At 39.3% G+C, this 26022-nt stretch carries 28 protein-coding genes and 1 tRNA gene; 12 read left to right on the forward strand and 17 right to left on the reverse strand.

Annotated elements, in window-relative coordinates; translation table 11 throughout:
• Positions 1-55 precede the first annotated feature (55 nt).
• Positions 56-400, forward strand: a complete 345-nt coding sequence (locus QMA12_RS02730) for an Hpt domain-containing protein (protein ID WP_087534359.1) — start codon at positions 56-58, stop codon at positions 398-400.
• Between the two features lie 118 nt (positions 401-518).
• Positions 519-1736, forward strand: coding sequence for a pyridoxal phosphate-dependent aminotransferase (locus QMA12_RS02735; protein ID WP_290208581.1), 1218 nt, complete (start codon positions 519-521; stop codon positions 1734-1736).
• A gap of 47 nt (positions 1737-1783) precedes the next feature.
• Here QMA12_RS02735 and QMA12_RS02740 read toward each other — a convergent pair whose 3' ends face one another.
• The 4 genes from QMA12_RS02740 to QMA12_RS02755 are packed head-to-tail and all read right to left on the reverse strand — an operon-like array spanning position 1784 to position 4716.
• On the reverse strand, positions 1784-2251 hold the full coding sequence (locus tag QMA12_RS02740) for a glycine zipper 2TM domain-containing protein (protein WP_290208580.1): 468 nt from the start codon (positions 2249-2251) through the stop codon (positions 1784-1786).
• 17 nt (positions 2252-2268) lie between these two features.
• A complete protein-coding gene (gene lpoB, locus QMA12_RS02745) occupies positions 2269-2898 on the reverse strand; it encodes a penicillin-binding protein activator LpoB (RefSeq protein ID WP_290208579.1) in 630 nt (209 codons plus the stop codon).
• Positions 2899-2908: 10 nt separating this feature from the next.
• Positions 2909-3334: a YcfL family protein gene (locus QMA12_RS02750; RefSeq protein WP_087534355.1), complete on the reverse strand. Its 426-nt coding sequence runs from the start codon at positions 3332-3334 to the stop codon at positions 2909-2911.
• Positions 3335-3342: 8 nt separating this feature from the next.
• On the reverse strand, positions 3343-4716 hold the full coding sequence (locus tag QMA12_RS02755) for an adenine DNA methylase (RefSeq protein WP_290208578.1): 1374 nt from the start codon (positions 4714-4716) through the stop codon (positions 3343-3345).
• 194 nt (positions 4717-4910) lie between these two features.
• Between QMA12_RS02755 and QMA12_RS02760 the strand changes: the two genes are divergently transcribed.
• Positions 4911-5777 carry a DMT family transporter gene (locus QMA12_RS02760; RefSeq protein ID WP_290208577.1) on the forward strand — a complete coding sequence of 289 codons (867 nt, stop codon included), beginning with the start codon at positions 4911-4913 and terminating at the stop codon, positions 5775-5777.
• Here QMA12_RS02760 and QMA12_RS02765 read toward each other — a convergent pair.
• The 7 genes from QMA12_RS02765 to QMA12_RS02795 form a co-directional block, all read right to left on the reverse strand.
• Entirely contained in the window at positions 5755-6453 is a 699-nt protein-coding gene (locus QMA12_RS02765) for a M15 family metallopeptidase (RefSeq protein WP_087534352.1), read from the reverse strand. The two genes, QMA12_RS02760 and QMA12_RS02765, sit on opposite strands and share 23 nt — an antisense overlap.
• Positions 6450-7580, reverse strand: coding sequence for a succinyl-diaminopimelate desuccinylase (gene dapE, locus QMA12_RS02770; protein WP_087534351.1), 1131 nt, complete (start codon positions 7578-7580; stop codon positions 6450-6452). The genes QMA12_RS02765 and dapE overlap by 4 nt, the downstream gene beginning before the upstream one ends.
• Positions 7577-7924 carry an ArsC family reductase gene (locus tag QMA12_RS02775; protein ID WP_087534350.1) on the reverse strand — a complete coding sequence of 116 codons (348 nt, stop codon included), beginning with the start codon at positions 7922-7924 and terminating at the stop codon, positions 7577-7579. The genes dapE and QMA12_RS02775 overlap by 4 nt, the downstream gene beginning before the upstream one ends.
• A gap of 5 nt (positions 7925-7929) precedes the next feature.
• Positions 7930-8424, reverse strand: a complete 495-nt coding sequence (locus tag QMA12_RS02780; RefSeq protein ID WP_087534349.1) for a PTS glucose transporter subunit IIA — start codon at positions 8422-8424, stop codon at positions 7930-7932.
• 2 nt (positions 8425-8426) lie between these two features.
• The gene (locus QMA12_RS02785) at positions 8427-8705 is read right to left on the reverse strand and encodes an ACT domain-containing protein (protein WP_087534348.1); all 279 of its coding nucleotides are present in this window, start codon (positions 8703-8705) and stop codon (positions 8427-8429) included.
• 218 nt (positions 8706-8923) lie between these two features.
• Positions 8924-11074, reverse strand: coding sequence for a phosphate acetyltransferase (pta, locus tag QMA12_RS02790; protein ID WP_087534347.1), 2151 nt, complete (start codon positions 11072-11074; stop codon positions 8924-8926).
• Position 11075: 1 nt separating this feature from the next.
• On the reverse strand, positions 11076-12290 hold the full coding sequence (locus QMA12_RS02795; RefSeq protein WP_290208576.1) for an acetate kinase: 1215 nt from the start codon (positions 12288-12290) through the stop codon (positions 11076-11078).
• A 297-nt stretch (positions 12291-12587) separates the two neighbouring features.
• Between QMA12_RS02795 and yfbV the strand changes: the two genes are divergently transcribed.
• A complete protein-coding gene (yfbV, locus tag QMA12_RS02800) occupies positions 12588-13034 on the forward strand; it encodes a terminus macrodomain insulation protein YfbV (RefSeq protein WP_290208833.1) in 447 nt (148 codons plus the stop codon).
• On the opposite strand, the gene rlmA is transcribed toward yfbV, so the two are convergent.
• From rlmA to xthA, 3 genes are read right to left on the reverse strand one after another with little or no spacing between them, the layout of a single operon-like run.
• Positions 13031-13831 (reverse strand): 23S rRNA (guanine(745)-N(1))-methyltransferase, encoded by an 801-nt coding sequence (rlmA, locus tag QMA12_RS02805; RefSeq protein WP_290208575.1) that lies wholly within the window; start codon positions 13829-13831, stop codon positions 13031-13033. The two genes, yfbV and rlmA, sit on opposite strands and share 4 nt — an antisense overlap.
• Positions 13828-14502 (reverse strand): energy-coupling factor ABC transporter permease, encoded by a 675-nt coding sequence (locus QMA12_RS02810; RefSeq protein WP_087534343.1) that lies wholly within the window; start codon positions 14500-14502, stop codon positions 13828-13830. Before QMA12_RS02810 ends, rlmA begins: the two co-directional genes overlap by 4 nt.
• A gap of 6 nt (positions 14503-14508) precedes the next feature.
• Positions 14509-15315, reverse strand: a complete 807-nt coding sequence (gene xthA / locus QMA12_RS02815; protein WP_087534342.1) for an exodeoxyribonuclease III — start codon at positions 15313-15315, stop codon at positions 14509-14511.
• Between the two features lie 237 nt (positions 15316-15552).
• On the opposite strand from xthA, the gene QMA12_RS02820 reads away from it, so the two are divergent.
• The 4 genes from QMA12_RS02820 (at position 15553) to rluB (ending at position 18316) form a co-directional block, all read left to right on the forward strand.
• A complete protein-coding gene (locus QMA12_RS02820; protein WP_087534341.1) occupies positions 15553-15984 on the forward strand; it encodes an exonuclease III in 432 nt (143 codons plus the stop codon).
• Between the two features lie 205 nt (positions 15985-16189).
• Positions 16190-16711, forward strand: a complete 522-nt coding sequence (locus tag QMA12_RS02825) for an EF-hand domain-containing protein (protein ID WP_290208574.1) — start codon at positions 16190-16192, stop codon at positions 16709-16711.
• Positions 16712-16859: 148 nt separating this feature from the next.
• Complete coding sequence (gene scpB, locus QMA12_RS02830; RefSeq protein ID WP_290208573.1) at positions 16860-17450, forward strand: SMC-Scp complex subunit ScpB; 591 nt, start codon at positions 16860-16862, stop codon at positions 17448-17450.
• Positions 17447-18316 (forward strand): 23S rRNA pseudouridine(2605) synthase RluB, encoded by an 870-nt coding sequence (gene rluB, locus QMA12_RS02835; RefSeq protein WP_087534338.1) that lies wholly within the window; start codon positions 17447-17449, stop codon positions 18314-18316. The genes scpB and rluB overlap by 4 nt, the downstream gene beginning before the upstream one ends.
• Before the next feature lie 60 nt (positions 18317-18376).
• Here rluB and QMA12_RS02840 read toward each other — a convergent pair whose 3' ends face one another.
• On the reverse strand, positions 18377-19129 hold the full coding sequence (locus tag QMA12_RS02840; protein WP_290208572.1) for a YciK family oxidoreductase: 753 nt from the start codon (positions 19127-19129) through the stop codon (positions 18377-18379).
• Positions 19130-19369: 240 nt separating this feature from the next.
• Between QMA12_RS02840 and QMA12_RS02845 the strand changes: the two genes are divergently transcribed.
• The 4 genes from QMA12_RS02845 (at position 19370) to QMA12_RS02860 (ending at position 24722) form a co-directional block, all read left to right on the forward strand.
• Complete coding sequence (locus tag QMA12_RS02845; RefSeq protein ID WP_290208571.1) at positions 19370-21871, forward strand: VolA/Pla-1 family phospholipase; 2502 nt, start codon at positions 19370-19372, stop codon at positions 21869-21871.
• 111 nt (positions 21872-21982) lie between these two features.
• The gene (gene sohB, locus QMA12_RS02850) at positions 21983-22996 is read left to right on the forward strand and encodes a protease SohB (protein ID WP_087534462.1); all 1014 of its coding nucleotides are present in this window, start codon (positions 21983-21985) and stop codon (positions 22994-22996) included.
• Between the two features lie 808 nt (positions 22997-23804).
• Positions 23805-24017 (forward strand): hypothetical protein, encoded by a 213-nt coding sequence (locus QMA12_RS02855; RefSeq protein WP_290208570.1) that lies wholly within the window; start codon positions 23805-23807, stop codon positions 24015-24017.
• 3 nt (positions 24018-24020) lie between these two features.
• Positions 24021-24722, forward strand: coding sequence for a nucleotidyl transferase AbiEii/AbiGii toxin family protein (locus QMA12_RS02860; protein WP_290208569.1), 702 nt, complete (start codon positions 24021-24023; stop codon positions 24720-24722).
• Positions 24723-25208: 486 nt separating this feature from the next.
• Here QMA12_RS02860 and QMA12_RS02865 read toward each other — a convergent pair whose 3' ends face one another.
• Positions 25209-25496: a hypothetical protein gene (locus tag QMA12_RS02865; RefSeq protein WP_290208568.1), complete on the reverse strand. Its 288-nt coding sequence runs from the start codon at positions 25494-25496 to the stop codon at positions 25209-25211.
• Between the two features lie 365 nt (positions 25497-25861).
• Positions 25862-25938: transfer RNA gene (locus tag QMA12_RS02870), tRNA-Pro, on the reverse strand.
• Positions 25939-26022 lie beyond the last annotated feature (84 nt).

Consider the following 26022-nt stretch of genomic DNA (forward strand, 5'->3'; position numbering starts at 1 on the left):
ACAGTTAAAGTAGTTAAAAAGTGCGTGATAGTAAACAGAATACAAAGGAAATAAAATGAATACAGTAGTTATTGATGAAAATGCCCTAAAGAGTATGGAGTCATTACTTGGAGAGCAATTTAGCGATACATTGACTTTTTGTTGTGCTGAGTTTGAACGTTTAGCCGGTGAAGTGTTAGCCACTATAGGGAAAGATTTAGAAGCATCTATTCGTCATGCGCACAGCTTAAAATCGAATGCATCTCAGTTTGGGGCAACAAGTTTGTCTGATGTGGCAAGAGAGATAGAGCAAAGCCTTACGAATGGTCAACAGGAGCAAGCAATTACGGCTTCAAAGTTGCTGGATGAGCAAGTTGAAGGCTCTAAACAAGCTTTAACTGATTGGTTATCTACACGCTAAATTATTCGTTGTATAAAAACTACTTAGGTTGAACAAATTTCAATTCACAAAGAGCAACACACGCTAGCATTTTGATCCTCTATTAGGTTAATCTAGGTATTCACTAGTAGAGGTAGAAATGTCACAAATTAAAAAGAGTCACAAATTAGAAGGTGTTTGTTATGACATTCGCGGGCCTGTTTTAGTACAAGCACGTAAAATGGAAGATGAAGGCCAAAAAGTATTAAAGTTAAATATTGGTAATCCGGCGGCATTTGGTTTTGATATGCCAGAAGATATGCATCGCGATATTATTCGTAATTTATACTCAGCCCAAGGCTATTGTGATTCTAAAGGCCTCTACTCAGCCCGTGTGGCTATTTATCAGCACTACCAACAACGCGGCTTAAATAACTTAGACGTAGATAATATTTATATCGGTAATGGCGTCAGCGAACTTATTCAAATGACCACACAAGCTTTGTTAAATAATGATGATGAAGTGCTCATACCTGCCCCAGATTACCCACTTTGGACAGCATCAGTAAAGTTGGCTGGTGGAAACCCAGTACATTATTTGTGTGATGAAGAACAAGACTGGTTTCCTGATATTGCAGATATACGCAGTAAAATCACGTCAAAAACAAAGGCGCTGGTACTTATAAATCCAAATAACCCAACAGGGGCGGTTTATAGTGACGACTTGTTACAGCAGCTTATTGATGTTGCTAGAGAGCATAAGCTATTGCTGTTGAGTGACGAAATTTACGAAAAGATTTTGTACGATGGTGTAAGTCATAGCTCTATAGGTGCTTTGTGCGATGATGTGCCAATAATTACGTTTAACGGCTTAGCCAAAACATATCGTGCAGCAGGCTTACGCATGGGTTGGATGGTGCTAAGTGGTCGTATTGATTTGATGGATGATCTTAGTAAAGGCCTAAATATTTTGGCTTCTATGCGGTTATGCGCTAATGTGCCGGCTCAATATGCTATTCAACAAGCGCTGGGTGGGGTGCAATCTATAGATAGCCTAATAAATCCTGGAGGGCGGTTATACGAGCAACGAGACATTGCATGGCATGGTTTAAATGCAATTGAGGGTATAACGTGTGCGAAACCACAAGGTGCGCTTTATGCGTTTGCAAAAGTAGATACTGAACGCTTTAATATCAAAAATGATGAAAAGATGATTTTAGATTTACTTAAAGCAGAAAAAATATTACTGGTTCACGGTCGGGCATTTAATTGGTCTAACCCAGATCACTTTAGATTGGTTTTTTTACCCAACAAAGATGACTTAAAATCGGCAATGGGGAAGATGCAGCGTTTTTTTACTCATTATCGACAAGCTTGATTTATAAACACAAAAGCGAGCACCCAGTGCTCGCTTTTACTACCACCCTAATAGGATTTATCAACTCTGACTGTGTTATCAGATAAGTAGACTAAACGAACATCATCGCCAGTATTAAAGTGCATTTGGCTGTCTACGTCTTGTACCACCATAAACTGCTCACCGTTTTCGACTTTTATCATCAACTCAACTAAATGGTATTCATTATAATGACTGGTTTGTTGTTTATTGTGGGCAACGCTTCCACCAATCACCGAACCTAAAATAGTGGCTGCGGTACGTCCGCTACCACCACCAAATTGATTTCCAATAACACCGCCAAGTAAAGCACCGCCAAAGGTTTTCCAGCCATTTGCTTTATCTTGTACCAATTCTTGTTCGGCGATTTTACGTACTGATCTTACCTCGCCAAATAGAACTTGTTGCACAGGTACTGCTTTGTTACGTTCATATGCTGCAAAACTCGGTGCAGTAAATAACAGTGTTGTACACAGAACTAACCCTGATTTTTTCATGGTTTTCTCCTTAGCTATTACCAGCCAAAGGTTGATTTTTCACGTGTTTTACGTATTTCAGTTTCATCGGCCCATTCAACTAAGCCACTTTTTAGATCCATTAAACGCATTGTGAACTTATAATAAACATCAGCTTTATCTTCGTTAGATTTAACAATGCTCGATAAGTTGCCATAAAGCATGTACTGCGCACCCACTTGTTGTCCAAATGCAACCGCAGTAGATGGATCAACAAGTGCGTCTACGTTTTGAAAGTTTAATTGCTCGCGTACAGCTTCGACACGACCCATATCAACAAAGCGGAACTTACCGCTGCGTAACAGCTGAGTCGAGATAGAGTCAGTAATTGATTCAGTATCTATATGCTCACTGGTTTTGTTTTTTATACGTTCGACAAATACGATAGGGCGACTGTTAGCTGTCATAGTTCCCACTACAGGAGATGAAAGTAGTGAATCTGTCATTTGTGTTGCTACTTTTTGTAGATCAGTAGAACCAAAATTGATATCAGTGGTTTCAACTGCTTGTGCATCGCCATAACTGACGACTGCTTTATTAGCACAACCAGCTAAAGTGAGCACACTTAAACCTACTAAAGCAAACCCTGACAGCTTATTAAAAGTCGTTTTTTGATTAATTGTATTCATGTTTATTTCCTTAATCTTCAAATTCTTGTGCTTCGGTGGAAACTTCACGTACCGCGAGCGAAAAAGTAACGGCGTCAGAAGTAGGTGCAAGCCCCGGCAATTGTATATTGGCAAAACCAAACAATGTGAGTGCCTGCCAAGGAGAATGATTCCCTTTTATTACAAAGCCATCACTGTCGTACCACGTAAATTGATATTGTAAATACTGTGATTTTTTATATTGACTCGACAATGTAACAACAACATCAGTCAGTTGATTTGTCTGTCGCGTCTTGACGTCTGTAATTGCTAATTTTTTTCCAAGCTCAGGGTTGTTTACTTTTAACTGTTGCTGATATTGTGCACTTGATTGCTCCACTGCAACACCTGATGTTGTTGGTCTGCTGGAACATCCTGCCAGTATACATACCGCGAGTATTGGTATTAAAATTTTCATGGTCGCTCCTAAAGTTGCACTACATGAGAGTTAAAGTAATTATTAATAGAGGTTAGGTAAATCAACGTTAACCCTTGCTTACTAACTTCAAAGTTTATATTTGGGTGATTGTTACCAATGTTTAATGTATGTGTTCCAGCTGTAATATCCGTACGTGCAACACTTATTTGATTTGGCAAAGTTAACCAGCTTCGTGTATCAGCTTGCTCTGATGCTAAGTTATAGATATTTGCTAAGATATTTCCAACATCACCGCCACTTCTGGCAAGTTCAGCTCGTACTTTTTCTTTTGCAACTAACCGCAATACCTGACGAGTAACACGTGCTGGTGTTTGCTCTTGTAATGTTTTAGCTGCTAACGCCTCTATACGCACCAAAGGGCTGAGTGAAACATTTTGACTGGCAATCTTTATCTGCTCAATCGCAGGTACAAATGCACTGTCTTTATAAACAGGCATCGCTAAACTGTAAAAGCGTGCGTCTCCTCGAGAGGTGTAAATGGGTAAACGTAATACAAATTCATCTTTTTGAGGCACCAATCCTTGCTCAATAATTACAACTACCTCGCCATTGCTAGTTGCTTGCTTAGGTTGACCAAAACGCTTGATAAATTGTTCTAAATCTTGCTCAAAGCCTTGTTGCTTTGCTAAACGCATGACATCTTGCTGTAAGTAGCGGTTATCAGGGTTTATTTCTAATGCTTTTTTATAATCAATGTAAGCATCGTCGAATTGTTTGTTACTTTGATAAAGTAGCGCAGAAAGATAAAACGTAAAGGCATTTTGGTAGCCATTTTTTACGTTCTTAATTACCTCATCCATACTCGGGTAATGTTTTTGTGCTTCCTTAACCGTGGCATCAATTTCACCTTGGTTTTGTGCTAAAGCATCAACTTGTACTTTGTTAGCTCGGCGTACTTCAACCAGTGCACCTTCTATATCATTATTAAACACATAATTAAGTGCTTTATAGCTGTGCAGCATACTCATTTCGTAAGGTGCTGGCTCATAGGCAATCACAGAGTCATTGGTTAGCAATGCATTACTTTGTTCAAGACCGCTCGATACTTGCACTTTTGCTGCTTGGCGAATGTTTTCCATTTGTTGATACACAGCTTCGTAATCTGTTTGTGCTTTACTATTTTGATTACTCAAATCGTTTAACCGCCCATGCTCCAATTGATTGAGCAAATAGTTGCTATGCGATTGCGAATTACTGGGTAAAAGTTGCTGAGCTTCAGTGACATCATTCACACGTATCGCTTGACGTACGGGGTTTATTTGCGTTGCATAATCAGTGAAAAGATCACCAAAGCCCACTGTGCTACAGCCACTGATACTCGCTAATATAAAACCCAATCCAACAATAAAACGGCGCTTCACACGTCACTCCTTTATGCTTTTAATATAGATTAGCATAGTCTTATTAATGGTTGATGATAAACAATGTAAAAATTCGTAGTATTTAATTTATATTAGCCTATATGGGTATTATGAAAACTGATACCCTGCTACAGCTTGTTCAAAGTTCAAAGTTCAAAGTTCAAAGGCAAAAAGCCAGCTAATAAGGATTAGATTTGAAAGCAATAATATATACAGTACTTGCGCTTGTTGCCTTTGCTGGTAACTCTTTACTTGCACGCATGGCATTAGCCGATGGGTCTATTGATTCATGGAACTTTACGTCGATACGTTTATTCAGTGGTGCGATATGTTTAGGAGTTATTTTATTAATTCAACAAAAACGTTTTGCAACTAACCACACTGTTATTACCCAAGAGCGGGGGAGTTGGCGAAGTGGTATAAGTTTACTTATTTATGCGCTTTGCTTTTCTATTGCCTATGTTGAGCTGGATACCGGAACAGGTGCGCTCATATTATTCTCAGCGGTGCAGTTGACCATGATAGGGTGGGGGATCTTCAACAAAGAGCGCTTTTCAATGGTGCAATGGTTAGCATTTTTTGTGGCGCTTGCTGGTTTTGTTTATTTAATGCTGCCATCCGCCGCGGTGCCATCATTATTACCGGCGTTATTAATGACCTTGAGTGGTGTTGCTTGGGGAGTTTATAGTATTCGTGGTAAAAACTGTGGAGCTCCTTTAAAAGCGACAAGTTATAATTTTGCTAGAAGCATTGTCGCCTTACCAATATTGATGATTATAGGCTTTATGGCGGTATCTCAAATAAGTTGGCAAGGAGTTTTACTTGCGTTTTTTTCAGGCTCTGTAGCTTCAGGGCTTGGTTATAGTGTTTGGTATCTTGCTCTTCCATTATTAAAAAGCAGTCAGGCAGCAGTGGTGCAATTATGCGTGCCTGTCTTGGCGGCTATTGCAGGTGTGATATTTTTAGGCGAAGCCTTAACGGTGCAATTTGTTATAGCCAGCGCCGTGATCCTTGGCGCTGTATTGGTTTTTCTGATGGCTAAATCGGCGCCGACACATTAGTAACATAGCGTTCAAATAATTCGGGTAGGTGGGTTAAAATGGTTTGCTTACCCAGTAGATCACTTTGCTGAATTAGCTTACTAAGCACCTCGATATTGATTGCTTCACACATAATATGTGATTGCTCAATATGGCTAATATGCCAAGGTTCAGGTGCAACCCCGCCTAAATCTTTCTCATAAGGGCGGTAAAAACCAAATTTAACTAGGTTATCGTTAAGCCAAGTTGTCATCGCTGCAAAGGGGCCTTCATCTTCATACTCATGCGGCTCAAGCTGTAATTTGTAGCCTTGCTTAATGGCGGCTTGGTCAAATATATCAACATCAGTACCAAAATGGTGGCGGCTCGCTCCGGGCAATGCACTATAGAGTAATATTGCATTGCAAATATCGAGTTCTGATAAGGTTGATAAATCAACTGGCTGCTGATCTTTATTAAGCACAGGGCGAGCGCCAGAGAATTTAGCATTCCAAATGGTACTTTGTCGCTCAAAATCTCTAAAGCTAGAGGCTATTGTAAGCTCAAAGCCAGCTTGTTTTGCGGCATTTTGCAATGCTATAAAGTCATCCACTATACCGACATGAATACGGTGGTTAGCGAAATCAACCAAATGTGCGTCACTGCAACCCGTTGCGCATGCAGATAACTGTAACGGGTTTAGTGATAAGGCGGTCATACTAATAGTTTCTCCAATATTTGTTCATAAATATCACTCAATTCGATTAAGTCATCGGTGCTTACACATTCATCTACTTTATGAATTGTTTCATTACGAGGACCAAGTTCTATTACTTTGGCGCCTGTCTGCGCTATAAAACGGCCATCTGATGTGCCTCCCGAGGTTTCAAGTGCAGTATCAAGGCCTGTTACTGATTTTATAGCTGCAACAGTGGCCTCTATTAATGGGCCGCCTTCAGTAATAAATGGCTGGCCATTCACGATCCAATTTAGCTCATAATCAAAATCATAGTCTTGTAATATGGTATTCACACGTTGCTGCAATTGCTGATGCGTGACCTCAGTACTAAACCTAAAATTAAACTGAATCTCAAGTTCGCCAGGTATCACGTTGCCTGCCCCAGTACCGCCATTGATATTAGACACTTGAAAACTGGTTGCTGGAAAGAATGCGTTCCCATTATCCCATTGAGTTTGACTAAGTTCGCTAAGCGCAGGCGCTGCCAGATGGATCGGGTTCTTAGCAAGATGCGGGTATGCGACATGCCCTTGTACACCTTTAACCTTCAAAAAGCCGGTCAAAGAACCACGGCGGCCGTTTTTAACCACATCGCCTAACATATCGCGAGAAGAAGGCTCACCGACTAAACACATATCTATTTTTTCGCCACGCTGTTCAAGGGTATCAATTACTTTAGTGGTGCCATTGATAAATGGGCCTTCTTCATCGGAGGTGATCAAAAATGAAATAGACCCTTTGTGATCAGGGTGCTTAGCTACAAACCGTTCAGTAGCTACAATCATGGCTGCCAAAGATCCTTTCATGTCAGCAGCGCCGCGACCATGCAACATGCCATTTTCTACTAGCCCTGAAAAAGGTAGGTGTTGCCAGTTCTGTTCAGGTCCGGTGGGTACAACATCAGTGTGGCCAGCAAAACAAAAGTGAGGAGATTGCTGTCCTTTTCTAGCCCAGGTATTTAGAGTATCTGTAAAAAACAGTGATTCGATATTAAAACCAAGTGCTGCTAAACGTTCGTTAATCATCGCTTGGCAACCTGCATCTTCAGGTGTCACAGAGCGGCGTTGAATAAGTGCTTGGGCAAGTTCAATAACAGGGTTTTTCATAGGCCAAAAATCTCATCAAATTGAGCGGGTTTAAAACCTAAATGATAGCTTTGGTCATGGATCATAACAGGGCGTTTTATCATTGCAGGTTGCTCAACTAATAAACTAAGAGCGGAGTCTTTGTCTAGATTTTGCTTTTGCTCATCAGGTAATTGGCGATAAGTTGTGCCACGTTTATTAACCAAGTCCTGCCAATCAATATGGGCAGCAAACTCTGTGATCATCTCAAGGCTTACACCATCTTTGCGATAGTCATGAAAAGTGAAATCGATGTTTTTATCTGTTAAGTATTTTTTTGCTTTTTTTATCGTATCGCAATTACTGATACCGTAAAGAGTGGTCATATTATTTACTTCTTAGTTAATGTTAAAAGAGTGTCAGTCCCAGCAGTTACATGGGATAAAGAAAAATACATAGGCTTTAATTGATGGCCGTTTAATAAAATTAAACTGGCAAGTAACGGGGTGTTTAAATCACGCAAATCAAAGTAAGCAAGCCGTTGACCTTTTGCTATTTTACTGCCATTGAGCTGAGCAATATGGGTGTGGTGAATATCAAGTTGCTTATCAAGATGTAAATTGATCAACACTTTGAGACCATTTTTTGCTTGCAAAATGAACTCACATCCCGCATTTTTTACCTGTAATAAAATGCCATCAAATGGAGATAATATTTTGTGGCTAGTTAATTCAACCATAATACCAGGGCCAACAGTGCCATAGCTGAAGAAGGGCTCTGGGTGCTCACTCAATGGGAGAACTTTGCCGCTAAACGGACTGCAAATAGACAAGGTATTAGTTTGAATTTGCTGCTGTGGCAAATAAGTTATATCGTTATTTTGCATTCTTAGAGTGAGTCACCTATTACATTGTAACCGTCTTTTTTAAGTGATTTTATAGCATCATTAATGGCTTGTTTTTTCACTAGCACGTAGTCGGTATCATAGGTTGATATGGCAAAAATAGAGATATTAGCTTTGGCTAATACGCCAGAAATATTGGCCATGATCCCTGTTAGTGAAAACCCGAGTGGCCCAACAACTTCAAGAGCTAACCAATTGTGTACAGCATCAAGGCTATGAATAGTAAATTCAGTACTGTGAAGTTGTAACGTTTGTTTAGACATTAAAAGCCTTTTTATGTAACCACCTTGGTTTATTAATAGTATAGTTAAAAAGATTCGAATAAAAGAGTAATCTTGTCCACAATTTCTGTGGATAACAATGGGATTAAAAAGGTATAACCGACTTAAGGTATTAATATAGCGTTCATTTTTAATTTGGGTAGATAAACGACAGCGATGGTGTAAAGTAAAAGGGCATTGCTTTACACCATCATAAAATACTACTTATCACTCACTTGAGCTGCTTGAATTGCAGTTAAAGCAATCGTGTAAACAATGTCATCAACTAAAGCACCACGACTTAAATCGTTTACGGGCTTACGCATACCTTGCAGCATTGGACCAATACTGATCAAGTCGGCGCTTCTTTGTACGGCTTTATAGGTTGTGTTACCAGTATTTAAATCTGGGAAAATAAATACAGTAGCTTTACCAGCGACAGGGCTATTCGGCGCTTTTTTCAGTGCCACATTTTCCATAATTGCCGCATCGTATTGCAATGGGCCATCAATAATTAAATCAGGACGCTTTTGTTGGGCAAGCTTGGTTGCTTCACGCACTTTCTCAACATCAGCACCTGTGCCTGAGGTACCTGTACTGTAACTTATCATCGCGACGCGTGGCTCAATACCAAATGCTTGAGCAGAATCGGCAGATTGAATTGCAATATCAGCCAGTTGCTCGGCGGTTGGATCTGGGTTAATTGCACAATCACCGTATACCAGTACTTGATCAGGTAACAACATAAAAAACACCGATGATACTAACGAAGAACCTGGGGCCGTTTTGATTAATTGCAGTGGTGGTCTAATCGTATTTGCAGTGGTATTGACAGCACCTGAAACCAAGCCATCAACAATACCGCGCTCTAACATCATGGTGCCTAATACAACATTATCTTGCAGCTGTTCTTGGGCGACAACTTCAGTCAAACCTTTGCCTTTTCGAATTTCAACCATAGGTGCAACATAATCATTGAGTACTGATTGAGGTTCAATGATGGTAACATTTTCATTGAGTTCTACGCCTTGCTGGCTTGCAATGCGGTGAATTTCTTCTCGACTACCAAGTAAAATTGTTTTTGCGATCCCGCGTTGCCCACAAATAGCGGCAGCTTTAATAGTACGTGGTTCGTTGCCTTCAGGTAAAACAACCGTTTTATTGGCGTTACGTGCTTTATCTGTCAGTAAATAACGAAATGCAGGAGGTGACATTTTACGGGTTTTACCTACGCTTTGCGCAAGTGTGTCTAACCAGTCAGAATCAATATGGCTTGCATTATGATGTTTGACTTTGTCAATCCGTTGTTCATCATCACAGGGTACTTCCATATTAAAGTTATGTAATAACAAAGAGGTGCGCCAAGTATCTGCGTCTGTACACAAGATAGGTAAGCCTGTTGCCATTGCTTGTTCACATAACGTCATTATGCGAGGTTCTGGCATAAAACCGCCCGTTAGTAAAATGGCACCAATTTTAGTTCCATTCATTGCAGACAAGCATGCAGCGACTAAAACATCAGAACGATCTCCTGGTGTTACAAGTAATGCGCCAGGGGTAAAGTGGTTAAGAATGTTTGAAACAGTTCGTGCACAAAATGTCACGCGGCGTAGACGTCTGTGTGCCATGTCGCCTTCATTTAATACCTGAGCTTTTAAATAAGCGCTTAAATCTTTTACACGTGGTGCAACTAATTCAAAGTCCCACGGGATAGAGCCTAACAGCATAAAAGGGTGCTTTGTGAAAATAGGCAAAGATGCTAGGCGGTTAAGCTCATTTTCAAGTGCTTCAGGGTTATGCGAATCAACTAAGTCGGCACGGGCACGGCCTTCATCATCAAGCGGGGCATTTACTTTGTTAAATATACAACCAAGTACCCGTGCATGACCTACGCCTCCATAATAACCGGCGGCTATTTCTAATCTATCTTCAATTTGATCGTTACTGTCATTACCTGGGGTAAGCACAAAAATAATCTCAGCGCCTAAAGTTTGGGCTATTTCACGATTTACCCGACCTGCGTACGGTTGGCGACGTGTTGGGACCATACCTTCGATAATGGCAACTTCATCATTACTGATTGTGCTTTCAAAGCGTTCGACAATTTCTTCTAGTAGGTCATCACCTTTGCCATCGCCAATCATCTGTTCAGCATAATCTAATGCAAATGGGGTAGGCGGGTTGATAGGTGAGCCTTGTGTCACAATTAAGGTTGATTTTTCAGGCCCGGTTTCACCAGATCGAGGTTGTGCGATGGGTTTAAAAAAATTTACTTTTACTGCTTTTTGTTCAAGTGCACGTACTAAACCTACTGACACCGACGTTAAACCAACACCGGTAGAGATAGGCACTAACATAATTCGACGGGCCATATTATTGCTCCTGTGCAATATTTGCTGCATCACGGGCGATTACCCACTCTTCATTTGTCGGCATTACAACAGCGGTTGTATTTGCATGTGCTGAACTAATTATGCCTTCACTACCAAAACGAGCATTCAGATTTGCTTGTTCATCACAGTCGAGCCCTAAAAAGGCAAGTTGCTTGATTACTTTTTGACGAATTATATCTGAATTCTCGCCAATGCCGCCTGTAAAAATAAGTGCGTCTAAGCGTTGTACTGGCACCATAAATGCGGCAATTTGTTTTGCAAGGCGGTAACAAAACATATCAAGAGCAAGCATTGCTCTTTTGTTTCCAGCTAATGCTGCGTCTTCAATAGTTCTGCAGTCATTTGACAACTCACTGACACCTAATAAACCACTTTCTTTATTTAACAAGTCATCAATTTGTGCCGCGCTGTAATCTAACTGGGTTGTTAAAAAATTAAATAAACCTGGGTCTATATCGCCACTACGGGTGCCCATCATTAAGCCCTCAAGAGGGGTGAGTCCCATGCTTGTATCAACGCTTATGCCATTTTTAATGGCGCATACTGAGCAGCCATTACCTAAATGCGCACTAATAAAATTGCTATGCTCTAGTGGTTTTTCCAATAATTTAGCAGTTTGACTTGCAACATAATAATGACTGGTACCATGAAAGCCATAGCGCCTCACTCCATAATCTGTGTAAAGCTTGTAAGGTAGGGCATATAAATAAGCAACTTGTTCCATTGTTTGATGAAATGCAGTATCAAATACGGCTATTTGTGGGAGTCCTTCAAATGAGGCTTGCGCAGCAGCGATACCCAATAAATTCGCATGGCCATGCAATGGAGCAAGTGCCGCAGCTTTTGTTATACCTTCAATAACAGACTCATCAATAAGTACTGATCTAGTAAAGTGTTCTCCACCGTGAACAACACGGTGACCAACAGCAATCAGGTTATCTGCTAAGTGATGATCTTTAATAAGATTAACAAGCGTATTAATGGCATGTGCGTGAGCTTGGCCCTTTGTCAGTTCGACCAGTGTTTTTTTACCTTGAAATTTATATTTAATAGATGGTGTATCAGAGCTTAAGCGTTCAGCAAGACCTGAAATAACTTCATTCGATGTTTGCGCATCTAAAATCGCAAATTTTAAACTTGAACTTCCACAATTAAGTACAAGCACATGGTGAGGGGAACTAGGTTGCAAAGGCATATAAAGTCTCATTATTGTGTATGTCTGTAAGTGCGCATTAAGTTAAGCTGATGCATATCTATTGTGATAGTGCTATACAGGCTAAAGATAAATAGTATTTTGCCGATTAACAACTAAGATTAAACTAAAGTCTAGTTGACTTAATGCTTAAATATTTTAACTCATTTATTGAATTAACGTTAGCCATAGCCTTGATCAAATACAAGGATAGTAATTAGATTTTACAAAGGAATGTTGTTTTGGGTATGGTACACTTAAAGAGTCTAATCGTTAAACTAGCGACACCTAGGAGTCATGATGCAAAAAAGTGTGATGTCACAAGTCCAAACTGGTCGAGAGTACGCAAAAAAGTGGCCAATGCGAAAAGAGCTAGCACCGTTATTTGCCGAGTTTAAGGTTATTAAAGCCACCGAGCATGCAATTACAGTTATGCCGATATTGGCAATGTTAACGTTATTTATGCAAATTAATTATCTAGGGAGTGATTTTTTACCGCAAGCGATTGCCGTAGCGCTGTTCTTTTTATCGTTGCCGCTACAAGGGCTTTTGTGGTTAGGTAAACGTGCAGAGACTACACTTGAACCAGCAATAGAACATTGGTTTAAAGAGCTTCATACTAAAATGGTGGCTAATGGTTACCAAGGTGCTTTGGGTAAAAACAAACCACGCTACGCGGATTTGGCCCATTTACTTAACGATATGTTTGATAAAATGGACCGTGCTTTTACTAAAGAGAATCTCTAATCGACTTTCTTAAAATGACTTACATAAAATGACAAGGTGACAGTGTGTTCACCTTGTTGTTCTAATTCTTGCCAATGTTCTGGTCTAAACTTCCATGCAAAAGGTGTCATAGTAATCAGGTTTTTAAGGTCTTCAAACCCAAGTTTAACCTGTTGTTCAATTAAGTCTTGTTGGGTTAATGTAAAACCTCTAGGCACATCAATAGGCGTATGTGCGTTTACTTCTCTATAAATTTTTTGTTTTAACTCTTTTAAGTGCCAAGGGCCTGGGCTTGCGACAATCAGTGAACTATTCTGATTAGCTAAACGAGCGAGTTCTTGTTCAAATAATGGTGCAAAAATACTCACAAGAACATCAGCTTGGTTAGCAGAAAATGGAGCTTGGCTTATTGAGGCAACACTAAATTGGCAGTTTTCATAGCGTTTGGCGGCATACTTAATGGCTGACTTAGATATATCAACACCATACACCTTAATTTGGCACTGGTTTGCAATTGCGTGCGTGTAAAAGCCTTCTCCACAACCTAAATCTATCACACTCTTTGGAGCAAGCTCTGCGACAAGCTTTGCGATTGCTTGTTGCAAAAATTGATAGTGCCCGGTGCTTAAAAAGGCTCGTCGAGCTTGCACCATGTCAAGGTTATCCCCAGGCTGTTTTGAGTTTTTATTTTGCACGGGTAAGAGGTTAACATAGCCTTCTTTAGCATAATCGAAAGTATGATTATTAACACAGCGCAGTGATTTTTCACTTAGCTGCAAAGTTGTTTGGCATAAAGGGCATTGATACGCGAGACTCATGAGTCTAGATAGTCCTTGTCATAGAATGTTTTCACCCAGTGTGGGCGATAAGTAATAAGTATTGAAATAGCCATGCCATTGAGCATTGCTTCAGGAAACCAAATAATGGCGCATAGGTATAAGTAATTTTCACTTAATTCATACCAGTTATAGTTTCCTGAAAAATAATAAAAGGCACTTACTGTCACTATTTTAACGCAACTGACTAACGCTGCGCATAAAAAACTGCAGATAAATATATAAATAAAAAAATGGCGAGGTAATAGGTTGTAACAAATAATAAAAACAGCGTAAGAAAACAGTATAGGAATAAATGCTGTTAATAATAAATGTAAGGGCAATTGTACCAAGCTAATTTGGCCAAAAGCTACAAGCAGAGCACTTGCGCAGGTTGCACTTAAAATAGCAAAGCGCCAACCAAGCACTAAAGTGATAGCGGTGACACCTAATATGTGTAGTTCAAGGCCTGGTAAGATACCCGCTTTAATCTGCCATAAAACACAAAATACCATTGCGCAGGAAAATATACCGGTTTGGCGTGCTGGTGTAGTAATAAGGCTTTTATAGAGTCCCTTATCAAAACTGCCCCAAGCAATAACCCCAACCACAAGCCATAAAACTAATTGAGTGTTTGTGCTGATAAGAGCTGTAAGTTCAAGGTTATGAGACATTGTAAATTAACTAAAAGTTGACCAAATTGGAGCGTGATCAGACGGTTTCTCTATGCCCCTTAATTCGTAGTCAATACCGGCATCAGTACAACGCCCTGCTAATGCTGGCGTTGCAAGGACCACATCGATACGCAAGCCTCGGTTGTCAACAAAACCTTTTGAGCGATAATCAAACCAAGAGTATTGTTCACCTGTATCAGGGTGAAGCTCACGATAGGTATCTTTAAAACCCCAGTTTAATAAAGTGGCGAGCCACTCACGTTCAACCGGTTGAAAAGAGCATTTACCAGTTTTTAACCAACGCTTACGGTTGGGTTCACCAATCCCAATGTCTAAATCGGTCGGAGAAATATTTATATCACCCATAACAATGACATCTTCATCCGGAGTATGGTTAGTCTCAAGGTGAGTCATAAGATCTTTGTAAAACTGCCGTTTATAAGGGAATTTTGTTTCGTGATTAATGTTATCACCTTGTGGGAAGTAGCCATTCATAACCGTTAAGTCTCGGCCATTTTCTTGTGAAACGGTTACACTGATCATACGTTTTTGTGATTCATCAGTATCAGTAGCAAAACCTTTAAATACTGACTTAGGCTCACTCTTACAGAGCATAGCTACACCGTAATGAGCTTTTTGGCCATGAAAGTAAACGTGGTAACCCATTTTTTGTACATCATCTAAAGGGAAAGCTTCATCATGTACTTTGATTTCTTGCAAACCTATAACATCAGGTTGATGTTTATCAATAATTGCTTGAAGTTGGTGAAGTCGGGCGCGAAGCCCATTGATGTTAAATGAAATAACTTTCATATTATTGGCCTAAAGTGCATATTTATTTGCGACAAATTCTATCATTAAAATGTCGATGGTACATGCGATTATTTGGAAATATAGTTGGACTAATGTTGAACAAATGATGATTAAAGATTAAGCATTGTTAAACTTGAATTAATTAAAAAATTAAATTGATTATTCAGTTGATCTGATTTTTTTGTATATATAATGCGCGAAATTCACCCGTTCACTCTATATTCATACAGGTAAGTCATGAAAAAACAGCTTTTAACTTTATTCGTTGCAATAGCTTCACTCTCTCACGTTGCTCAAGCAGCTCAGTACTTCAGTGCTGATAAAAAAATTGAATCTCAACTTTGCTCAATTAGTGCAAACGAAGGTTTTTCTGCCGCACGTAAAGTAGCTCACCAACATGGTATTTTTATCTCTCGTCACTCACAAAGTATTTTATGTAACGGTCAAGACATTCGTGATATTGCTAAAAAAGAGAGTGACAAAAAGCGTAATGTAAAAGTTGTAGAAGTATTCGCCACCAATGATCAAACTGAAACTCAACTTTGTGTTACTGCTGTAAAGCAAGGTCTTACACCTGTGCGTGAAAAAATTGGCAACTTAAACTCATTACGCTGTAATGGTGAGCCAGTAACTGATTTTGTTAAGCGTTATCAAAATGCAGCAATATAACGGTTAATTATTGTAAAGAAGCGCTGATTAGCGCTTTTTTTATGTCTGCAATTTTTACAAAAGTTGTGCAATGATTTTACAGCCTTATTCTATTAGTGAAATTGTTTTTAGTTAACTGATTGATAATAAAGTATTTATAGAGTTGGCGCAGTCCTTGTATTATTTCATTTGAATTTGATTTTTATTTATTACAAGGAAACGTCTTATGAAAAAGTTAACACTTGCATCAACTATTTTGGCCGCTCTAACTCTAAGCGCATGTTCAGCGAATTCTTCTCTTGCAAAAATCGATAGTGATTTTGGTAGCTTAGACAACGATGATGATGGCTATATTTCTAAAGTCGAAGCTGATGATGACGATATTTGGGAGCATTTTTCAAACATCGATACCAATATGGACGAGCAGATTAGCCGCAAAGAATTTGCAAATTACACTCACCTAAATACAGGTAAAGTTGCAACAGACAGCGAAGTAACTGAGTCAGCATTTAAGGCAGAAATTGCAAAGTTTGATCCGATTGAAAGTGATTTTAAGTCATTAGATAACGATCGTAATGGTTATATCTCAGTCGTCGAAGCAAACGATGACGATATTTCAAATCACTTTGGTTACATGGATCGCAATAAAGATAAGCGTATCAGCAAAAACGAATTTGTCACTTATATCAAAACTCATGGTAGTGGCGTTGCTGAAGATGAAGCTCTTGAAATGATAAAAAATAGCTAATTTTATTTTTAGTGATATTAATGCCAGCTTTATGCTGGCATTTTTGCTTTTTTAGATAATAAATTTTCCAACCTAGCTAATGTTCTGTCATAATATAACGCTCATAATATCCAACCTTTAGCGCGTCTATTCTTAAATGGTTATTTAAATGGCAACAAAACGAATTAGTGATGAGCAACTGATTGAAATCATTGAAGCGGCAATTTTTGTTGCAGGTAAGCCGTTAAGTAAGCGGCACCTTAAAGAAACCGTTTTAAGTGAATTAAGTGTATCGATGTCGCGAGTTAATGATGCTATTGATCATATTCAAATTCATTATCAAACGCGGGGTATTCGATTAGTTGAAGTCGGCAGTGGGTATCGGTTTCAAGCCTGTGCAAGTTTAGCTCCATGGCTGAGTAATTTATTTCAAGAGCGAGCGCCTAAATATTCTCGTGCGTTATTAGAAACACTGTCACTAATTGCATATCGTCAGCCTATAACTCGTGGTGAAATCGAGCAAGTCCGTGGCGTGGCTGTGGGTTCTGGAATTATGAAATCCCTACTTGAAAGAGAGTGGGTACAAGTGGTCGGGCATAAAGAGGTGCCAGGAAGGCCTGCTTTATATGCGACAACAAAACAATTTTTAGATTATTTTTCGTTAACGGGTCTTGATAATTTACCTGATTTGCCAAAGCAGCAACAAAGTAAAATAGACCAGTTATTGAGTGATCCTTCTGTGAGAGAACTATCCGAATGAGTATACAAGGTGAAAAGTTACAAAAAGTCCTAGCCCGTGCTGGTGTAGGTTCACGCCGTGAGATGGAAAAATACATTGATGCAAATCGTGTGAGTGTAAATGGTAAAGTTGCCAAGTTAGGTGATCGAGTCGAAGAGACCGACCAAATCCGTGTTGACGGCCACACCGTTAAAATTGAAGAAAAAGCAGAGCGTATTTGCCGCGTAATAATGTACAACAAACCTGAAGGTGAATTGTGTACACGCAAAGACCCAGAAGGGCGTCGTACCGTGTTTGATCGCTTACCACGCATTGACGGCGAACGTTGGATAGCTGTAGGTCGTCTAGATATCAATACAGCTGGTTTGATGCTATTTACCAATGATGGAGAGTTGGCTAACCGCTTAATGCACCCAAGTTATGAAGTTGAACGTGAGTATTCTGCACGGGTATTTGGTGAAGTGACTAATGAGACTATTAAGAACTTAACCAAAGGTGTTGAGCTTGAAGATGGTATGGCTAAATTTCTAAACATTAAACCACTAGGCGGTGAGGGAATTAACCGCTGGTATAATGTTACACTAACTGAGGGGCGTAATCGTGAAGTGCGTCGTTTATGGCAATCTCAAGAGGTGGAAGTCTCTCGTCTAATTCGTATTCGTTACGGAAAGTTAGAGCTTGATAAGCGTCTACCACAAGGTGGCTGGAGTGAGCTAGATTTAGAAACTGTTAACTACTTACGTAAAACTGTAAAACTGGGTCGTGAAACACAAACTAAACTGTCAGTTATGCCAGAAAAGCGCAAAGATAAACGCGCCAAAATTAACCAAATACGTAAAGCGGTTAAAAAGCACAATAATCGTGTAAAACAAACTAAACGCCGTTAAGTCACTGTTTTATTAGAATATAAGCCGCATTAAAAGCGGCTTTTCTATTTTAGGATCGGATTATGCCGGTTTTTTTTCCTGCGCATCTAATGACTGCCCGTTAACATCTTTAGAGTCATCACTCATTAGATATAAGTAAGTAGGCATTAAGTCTTCTGGTGTTGCTAGTTTATCTCGGTCTTCACCAGGGTATGCCGTTGCACGCATTGAAGTACGTGTTGCGCCAGGGTTGATACAATTTATACGAATATTAGTTTTGCCAACTTCTGCAGCCCACGTTTGCATCATACCTTCAACCGCAAATTTAGAAATAGCATAAGCTCCCCAAAATTCACGACCTTGGCGTCCAACTCCTGACGAAGTAAAAATTACCGAAGCATTAGGTGATTTTCGCAATACCGGAAACATATACTTAGTGATCATCGCTTGTGCGGTTACATTCACTTTCATGATGTTGTCAAACGTTGAGGCGCAAAAATGCTCTAAAGGACCTAATGAGCCAATGATTCCTGCGTTATTTAATAAACCATCCAATTTACCAAACTGCTGTTCAATGGTAGCACCTAAATCACGGTAATTTTGTTTAGTTGCGCCTTTTAAATCCATTGGCACTATCGCTGGCTTTGGTCCACCTAAAGAAATAATTTCGTCATACACGCATTCTAGCTTTTTAGTTGTTTTGCCAAGTAAGATTACTGTAGCTCCGTGTTGCGCGTAAGTTAAAGCCGCAACGCGGCCAATACCATCGCCAGCACCCGTGATCAGAATAACTTTGTCTTGCAGGGCATTTTTAGCCGCTTTATAGGTCTGCATAATAGAGGTCCAAAAGTATCAATTTTTGTGATTTTAACATAGCAAATCCCCAAGTTATCGAATTTATTGCAAAATAAGGTGGCGAAATTTGAAACTTTACGTTAACTTTAACTGGTCTAATGTCTCATTAATAAACTAATTACATTATTTTAACTATTATTGACAATAAATTAGAACCATTAACTATACTTATTCAACTGAACACACAATAAAAATAAGATTATGTGCGGAGCAAATCATATGAAAAAAATGCTACTCTCACTCGCAATTACAGCTGCACTTGCTGGTTGCGGCGGCGGTGAAACGTTAGAAGATGTGAAGAACGACACACCACCTGTTATCCCAACTGCAACCGTTTATTTTGACCCTGCTAACGGAGATATTTCCGTACCGAATGACCTGTTAATGAGTGGCACAAAAGATGGCACGATTAATATTCCGAATGAATTAGATGAAGATGGCGTATCAGTACCGCGTGCAGCCTATGCTGATCCATCAATGGCGCTAGGAGCGCTAGATGGTTGGTCTAGCCAAGTTCCGTACAAAATAGATCTCGTTATGCCTTCATTTGTTAGCGATGATGTACCTGAAGGTGTTAGTTTAGATGCCGCTTCTGCGGCTGCCCCTGGTGCTGTAAGAATATTTGAAGTCATTATGGGCGCAAGTCTAACGGATGCAGAATGTTCACAAGCACCTGCAGGTACTGCTTGTAAGTTGATTGGCGAGCTAACTTTTGGTGTTGACTTTATAACCCAAGCCAGTGGCGATGCCGTGGCAGTTATCCCTCTTAAGCCGTTTAAAGCTGGCAGCTCATACGTTAATGTATTAACTACAGATTTAAAAGATTCGTTAGGCCGCTCAATAGAGCCCTCTTCAACATACGGACTTGTTAAACAAGAAGCTCCGTTAATCACTGAAGCTCAATTGGGTTTACAAGGTGCAGTAAATAGTTACGAAAAAGTGGTGACCTCCGGTGGCGCTATTAGTAAAGACGAAATAATTTACTCTGCTGCAATGACTATCCAATCTGTCGGCCCTGTACTTAACACGATTAAATCAATGCTTGCGATAAGTAGACAAAATCCTGCGCTGGATAGTCCTGTAGTTAATATTCCTGAGTCAGATACCATTACAACTGTTCAAGACAAGTTAGTTGAATTAGAAAGGCCCGCCCCGGCTATTTTTGCGGGGGTGCAATATCAAAAAGGCAATGTTTTTCTTCCTATGTATTTATCTACGCCTACAGGCACAGATAATGCTGATTTAGCAGACACATATTGGCAAGGTATGTGTTCAAGCCCTGTTGCTGTACTTAATCAACAAGCTGCAGACCAAGCGCTTGTTGATGCAGGTAAAGAAAATGAAGTAGACCCGACAATGTTTGATGTTGGTCCATATGAGCCGCTCTGCCAAGGTTTAAGCGAAGGCAGATTACATGATTACCCGAAAATCGACACCACTCGTCACTTAACTAAATACAATCCTATTCCAAAGAAACAAACTCTTGCTGATGTTCCAGTACAAGTTACTAAACCTTATTTGCCAGTGTTAAATACAATACTCGAACAGCAGAATAAGCCAGCGCTGACAATGCCTGAAGGTGGCTGGCCTGTGGTGATTTTACAGCATGGTATAACTTCTCAAAAAGAAGATATGCTTGCGCTAACTGCAGCTTTATCTATGCAAGGCTTTGCTACTGTTGCAATTGACCACCCTGTTCATGGTGAACGCGGTATTAATGTTGATGGCAAGGATGATGATGGTAAGTATGATTTTAACGCAACCAAAGGCAAAGGCTCGGTTCTTGCGTATATGAACTTAGAGTCCTTATTAGTTGCGCGTGATAACTTAAGACAATCGGCTGCGGATTTACTTGGCTTACGTTTTGGTCTTAATTTTACTGATGACACTTCGTTAAATTCATCTGATGTATCATTTATTGGGCACTCATTAGGCTCTATTGTTGCGCCAGCATTTGTGGCTCAAGCGAATACGCCTTTAGATAGCCAGGTCGATGGTTTATTTAGTGTTAATACGGTTGCTTTAGCAAGTGGCGGCGGCGGTATCGCTAGCTTCTTGTTAGAGTCAGCGAGTTTTGGCCCATTTGTACAAGGCTCTGTTTTAAAATCAGCAGGAGCGGCTGAATCAGCCGAATTTGAAGCTTACAGAGAAGGTCCAGCAGTGGCTAATTGTGGAGAGAGTGCAGATACGCAAGCAAGTGTTTCTTGTGGTTATGCTGAATACATGACTTCTTTAACAGTTGCGGGTGAAACAACTAAAATAGCAAATATTCAAGGTGTAATGTCGCAATTCTCGTTTGCAGCTCAGTCGGCTCTTGATAGCGGTGATCCGACAAATTATGCCGCTGCAATAAAAGCGCTTGGTACGCCTGTTTATATGAATGTTGTAGTAGGAGGAAAGGACGGTAATAAACCAGACCAAGTGATTCCACCGACAACTGTGAATAACCCAATTGCAGGTTCGTTGCCACTAGCTAACTTAATGGGGCTCCAAGGAGTGACTGAAACTCAAGGTCCAACAGAGGACGGAATGAGCTATTTAGTGAAATTTACTCAGGGTCATCATGGTACTGTGCTTGATCCAAGAGCTGATGCTTCAGCAGGAGCCACAGCCGAGGGAAGTGCTGCTGCAACCAGTGAAATGCAGATGCAAATTGCGACCTTCTTAAAGAGTCGCGGCCTGTTTTTACAAGTTACTAACTCAGATGTTGTAACTGAATAGATTTATAGTACTCAATGCAACCAATATGCAAAAAGCCACCTAGAGTGGCTTTTTTTTATAGTAAACCATGGTAAATTGTTGCCAATTAAATAAAAGTACTTGGAGATATTTTTGGAATTTTTATATGAATATGGTTTGTTTTTCGCAAAAACCATTACTTTTGTGGTTGCTACTATAGCAGTTGTGACTATTGTTGTTGCTTCATCAGTTAAGCCTAAAAGCAAAAAAGGTGAGATTGTTGTAGATGACTTATCTGAGCAATTAACAGAACTAAAAGATAGCTTTATTTCGAGCACTTTATCGAAAAAAGAATTAAAAACGTATCAGAAAAAGCAAAAAGCTGAGGCAAAAAAAACCGAACCAGCACCATTACCTAGATTGTATGTAATTGACTTTAATGGCAGTGTTGACGCTCATGAAGTTGACAGCTTACGTGAAGAAATTAGTGCTATTTTAACGTTTGCTGATAAAGAAAAAGACAGTGTACTTGTACGATTAGAAAGTGGTGGTGGCGTAGTACATGGCTATGGCTTAGCGGCGTCTCAACTACAACGATTAACTAAAGCAGGTATTAACTTAACTGTGGCTATTGATAAGGTCGCAGCAAGTGGTGGGTATATGATGGCATGTGTTGCAAACAAAATAGTTGCAGCACCATTTGCTATCGTCGGCTCGATTGGTGTGATAGCACAAATTCCTAATTTTAATAAAATATTAAAAAAGAACGACATAGAATTTGAGCAGATCACCGCTGGTGATTATAAGCGAACGTTAACATTATTTGGTGAAAATACAGATAAAGGCCGAGAAAAGTTTAAAGAAGAAATTGAACAAACCCATGGCTTATTTAAGTCGTTTGTCACGCAACAAAGACCAAGCTTAGATATTGACGATGTCGCTACTGGTGAACATTGGTTTGCCACACAAGCGCTAGGTAAAGGCCTAGTCGATGAAATTAATACCAGTGATGATGTACTTATGGCTCAATACGAAAATAAGCAAATTTTTAAAGTAAGTTATAAAATTAAAAAGAATCTAAGTGATAAGTTTGCAATAGGCTTGTCTTCATCACTGAGCCGAGCGGGTGTTGCTTTATATTCACACTTCTCTAAATTAAAACCTTAGTACTCCCCTTAATTACGTAGAGCAGCAATTGGCTGCTCTAACTCCGGCTTGTTAACTTTTTGCCAACGTATTAATAAATAAACCTTCGATTATCCGAATTTAGGACAGATAGAGGTGCTAAAACGCAGGCTAATAAAACGTTATCCATTCTCAAACAAATGTTTAATTTTGGTGTTGAGCGAGATTTAATACAAGGTAACCCAATAAGCACTGTTAAAAAGAAGAGTGTGAGTGGCCTAGAAAAGTCGCGAACCAGAGCGTTTGAGTTTGAAAAAGTGATTCAAGTTTTCGAACGCTTGCCAAAGCTAGGTATCAGCCAGCAAGTTATTTACGCATTGAAATGCATAACTTTAACAGGTTGTCGGCCAATAGAGGTCACAGGCGCACAGTGACAAGAGTTTGATTTTGATAAAAATATATGGACAATCCCAGCCGAGCGCGTGAAGCAAAATAAAAATGGCGAAAGAACCCATAAAGTACCGATTACTCAAAATATGGTATTTTTGCTTGATGAATTACGGGCAGCATTTGGATATCTCAATTCAAAATATGTATTCCCAAGCACATCAACTACAAGGAGTTCAGGGGGGTTATAACATGCAGGATATTTGGAAAAAAGAAAGAGGGCCTTAATTGCGTGGGGGGATAAACTTGAATGGTAGGTAACTCGGTTATATGTTATACTTACAACGAAATTGATAGATTGTGTCTGGTGATTGAATGTGCTAATTTGTGCTTAGGGCACAAATTAGCACATTCAATCACCATTAACTTTTCCATATTCGAGCAACTAATTTAAGGGGGTAGCATGGGAAACATCAATAGAACTCACTACCATGAGTTGAACCTTATTTTGTGGGATATGCACAATAAATTTGTGAAACCTGAAATTGCTTTGGAGCTGTATGAAAAGCGTTGGAGTTATGTTGATAAGACAAAAATAACTAAAAAAGAAAAGGCTCTGGTTCAAAGGTTAGTAAAAAATATAGGCGGTGGTATTTTTATGCCTGCTGCACATTAAAATATGAGCAAGTATCGACTTACACACCATCAAATTATAGAGTCAGCGTTAACTAAGTTTAATGCTGACTTTTTTTATGAAAATAATATCATATTTGGTGGAGGGACTAGAATTGCGCTTGAGTTAGATGAATATCGAGAATCAGTTGATATAGACTTCCTGTGTCCAAATAAACAATCTTATAGGGCTGTACGTAGTTCAGTAACAAACGTTCGCTTAAATAAACTAGTCAATGAAGAATTCCATTACCCAAGAGAAATTAGAGCTGATAGAGATGCAGTAAGAACAATTATTAAACATGAAGGAGTAAATATAAAGTTAGAATTTGTGAGTTTTGCCGATTACGATTTGAAATTAGAGAATGATACGAATAAGTTTGTAGTTCCGTATCTAGATAGGGCGTCGTGTTTTTATACAAAGCTTCTCGCTAATAGTGATCGGAAACTTCAAGAGCCTTACAAAGATATTTTTGATTTACTTGCTATGTATAAAGCTTGGGGCAACATTCCTGAAGGGGCTATTAAACTAGCTGAGGCCTATTATGGTGAAGCAGTTATTATTCCAAGCTTACGGAGCGCACTTAAAGACATAATAAAGCGTAAAAAGGATTATTATAGTGCTGCTAAACGAGTAAAAATGAAAGACGAGTGGGCAAATGAACTTATAGATATACAAGCGCTTAACTTATTAGAAAAGTTCAAATAATTTATTGTCTGTACTTTTAAGACTCTATACCTGCACTGTGTAGAGATAAGTATGGTGTAAAGAAAAATTATCCAAAATAAACCTGTGTGATATCAGCTAAGCGCCCTATCTTTTGTAAATCTACCTAGCTTCAGTTCATCTACTCAAGTTTTCATAGCCATTATGTATCCGTAATATGTCTTCAGGTTTTAGACAAAATTACACTCTTTCGATTAAGTGGAAGTGCAAATATTTATCAATAATGCCTTCCAAAATATTTGTTTAAGCTACACTTATAAGTGAGGGACTTCCTCTTAATTGAAAGGATAACGATTATGGCTCTTAAACCTGGACCGAAACCAATTGCTGATTCAACTGGCAAACCTGATAAACGTAGACGTGATAATAAAAATACTCCAGGGAACACCTCAGGGTTAAAACCTAGTAAATCTTCAAAGAAATAGATAAGACTTGAAATTAAAGCTATCTCCACGGTAGCTTTTATATTTAACGCAAATAAACTTCAGTTATTTCAGGTCTAAAATGCCCCATCTCTTGCGAAATGGTCTCTAAGGCCGTTTTATATTTAAAACCTAACGCATTAAGCTCAACCGTTCTTTCTTGAGCATAGCTGTGCCTCAGGTCGTATGCACCAGTTGAAAAGAATCGGGTGCGGTTAGAGGCCTTAGAAAATGAATCAGACCATTTTTTACCACCACTGATACCGTAACGCTGCAAATAGTTAATTTCTTTATCGGTGACTGTGATAGGTTGCTCAAACTTTTTAAGCTTCAAATTGATCAACAAGGTGATTTGGGGTTGGTTGGAGTATCAAAGCGCTTTTACCGTTGCAGTCTATAGTTCATCAGACTTCGGTCTCGCCATTTCGCATTTAAGGCTGGAAGATTGTTTCTTGCTTATATTGAAAGCGTAAAAAACTAGTGGGCTCTTAAGATTCGTCATGTGCAAGTTGTGTTGATAATTTGAGATAAATTAGATTAGTTGTAATAGAGGGCATTAGTAATTCTCAAACCTAAAATTTAAACTAAAAGTCATTTTGAAAATTAATAATACAAATATAATACAAATCTAGTACAAATGGTTTTTTAGAAGTTAGCTTTAATTTTAATGTAAGCGCATGATATTAAAGGGGGAAGTGATGGTCGGTATGGAGAGATTCGAACTCTCGACCCCTGCCACCCCATGACAGTGCGCTACCAAGCTGCGCCACATACCGACTACACGAGCAATATACGTAATTATTTTGAAAAATCAATAAGCTTTTGTTTGTTTGAACGTTTATTGAGCGAGCTAAGTGAAA

Origin of the sequence: Pseudoalteromonas sp. APC 3893, assembly GCF_030408095.1 — a bacterium.
Classification (GTDB): Bacteria; Pseudomonadota; Gammaproteobacteria; order Enterobacterales; family Alteromonadaceae; genus Pseudoalteromonas.

What these genes read in the sequence shown, in the direction of transcription:
- QMA12_RS02730 (WP_087534359.1), top strand. Translation starts at nt 56, where the DNA reads ATGAATACAGTAGTTATTGATGAAAATGCCCTAAAGAGTATGGAGTCA.
- QMA12_RS02735 (WP_290208581.1), top strand. Translation starts at nt 519, where the DNA reads ATGTCACAAATTAAAAAGAGTCACAAATTAGAAGGTGTTTGTTATGAC.
- QMA12_RS02740 (WP_290208580.1), bottom strand. Translation starts at nt 2,251, where the DNA reads ATGAAAAAATCAGGGTTAGTTCTGTGTACAACACTGTTATTTACTGCA.
- lpoB (WP_290208579.1), bottom strand. Translation starts at nt 2,898, where the DNA reads ATGAATACAATTAATCAAAAAACGACTTTTAATAAGCTGTCAGGGTTT.
- QMA12_RS02750 (WP_087534355.1), bottom strand. Translation starts at nt 3,334, where the DNA reads ATGAAAATTTTAATACCAATACTCGCGGTATGTATACTGGCAGGATGT.
- QMA12_RS02765 (WP_087534352.1), bottom strand. Translation starts at nt 6,453, where the DNA reads ATGACCGCCTTATCACTAAACCCGTTACAGTTATCTGCATGCGCAACG.
- dapE (WP_087534351.1), bottom strand. Translation starts at nt 7,580, where the DNA reads ATGAAAAACCCTGTTATTGAACTTGCCCAAGCACTTATTCAACGCCGC.
- QMA12_RS02775 (WP_087534350.1), bottom strand. Translation starts at nt 7,924, where the DNA reads ATGACCACTCTTTACGGTATCAGTAATTGCGATACGATAAAAAAAGCA.
- QMA12_RS02780 (WP_087534349.1), bottom strand. Translation starts at nt 8,424, where the DNA reads ATGCAAAATAACGATATAACTTATTTGCCACAGCAGCAAATTCAAACT.
- QMA12_RS02785 (WP_087534348.1), bottom strand. Translation starts at nt 8,705, where the DNA reads ATGTCTAAACAAACGTTACAACTTCACAGTACTGAATTTACTATTCAT.
- pta (WP_087534347.1), bottom strand. Translation starts at nt 11,074, where the DNA reads ATGGCCCGTCGAATTATGTTAGTGCCTATCTCTACCGGTGTTGGTTTA.
- QMA12_RS02795 (WP_290208576.1), bottom strand. Translation starts at nt 12,290, where the DNA reads ATGCCTTTGCAACCTAGTTCCCCTCACCATGTGCTTGTACTTAATTGT.
- yfbV (WP_290208833.1), top strand. Translation starts at nt 12,588, where the DNA reads ATGCAAAAAAGTGTGATGTCACAAGTCCAAACTGGTCGAGAGTACGCA.
- rlmA (WP_290208575.1), bottom strand. Translation starts at nt 13,831, where the DNA reads ATGAGTCTCGCGTATCAATGCCCTTTATGCCAAACAACTTTGCAGCTA.
- QMA12_RS02810 (WP_087534343.1), bottom strand. Translation starts at nt 14,502, where the DNA reads ATGTCTCATAACCTTGAACTTACAGCTCTTATCAGCACAAACACTCAA.
- xthA (WP_087534342.1), bottom strand. Translation starts at nt 15,315, where the DNA reads ATGAAAGTTATTTCATTTAACATCAATGGGCTTCGCGCCCGACTTCAC.
- QMA12_RS02820 (WP_087534341.1), top strand. Translation starts at nt 15,553, where the DNA reads ATGAAAAAACAGCTTTTAACTTTATTCGTTGCAATAGCTTCACTCTCT.
- QMA12_RS02825 (WP_290208574.1), top strand. Translation starts at nt 16,190, where the DNA reads ATGAAAAAGTTAACACTTGCATCAACTATTTTGGCCGCTCTAACTCTA.
- scpB (WP_290208573.1), top strand. Translation starts at nt 16,860, where the DNA reads ATGGCAACAAAACGAATTAGTGATGAGCAACTGATTGAAATCATTGAA.
- rluB (WP_087534338.1), top strand. Translation starts at nt 17,447, where the DNA reads ATGAGTATACAAGGTGAAAAGTTACAAAAAGTCCTAGCCCGTGCTGGT.
- QMA12_RS02840 (WP_290208572.1), bottom strand. Translation starts at nt 19,129, where the DNA reads ATGCAGACCTATAAAGCGGCTAAAAATGCCCTGCAAGACAAAGTTATT.
- QMA12_RS02845 (WP_290208571.1), top strand. Translation starts at nt 19,370, where the DNA reads ATGAAAAAAATGCTACTCTCACTCGCAATTACAGCTGCACTTGCTGGT.
- QMA12_RS02855 (WP_290208570.1), top strand. Translation starts at nt 23,805, where the DNA reads ATGGGAAACATCAATAGAACTCACTACCATGAGTTGAACCTTATTTTG.
- QMA12_RS02860 (WP_290208569.1), top strand. Translation starts at nt 24,021, where the DNA reads ATGAGCAAGTATCGACTTACACACCATCAAATTATAGAGTCAGCGTTA.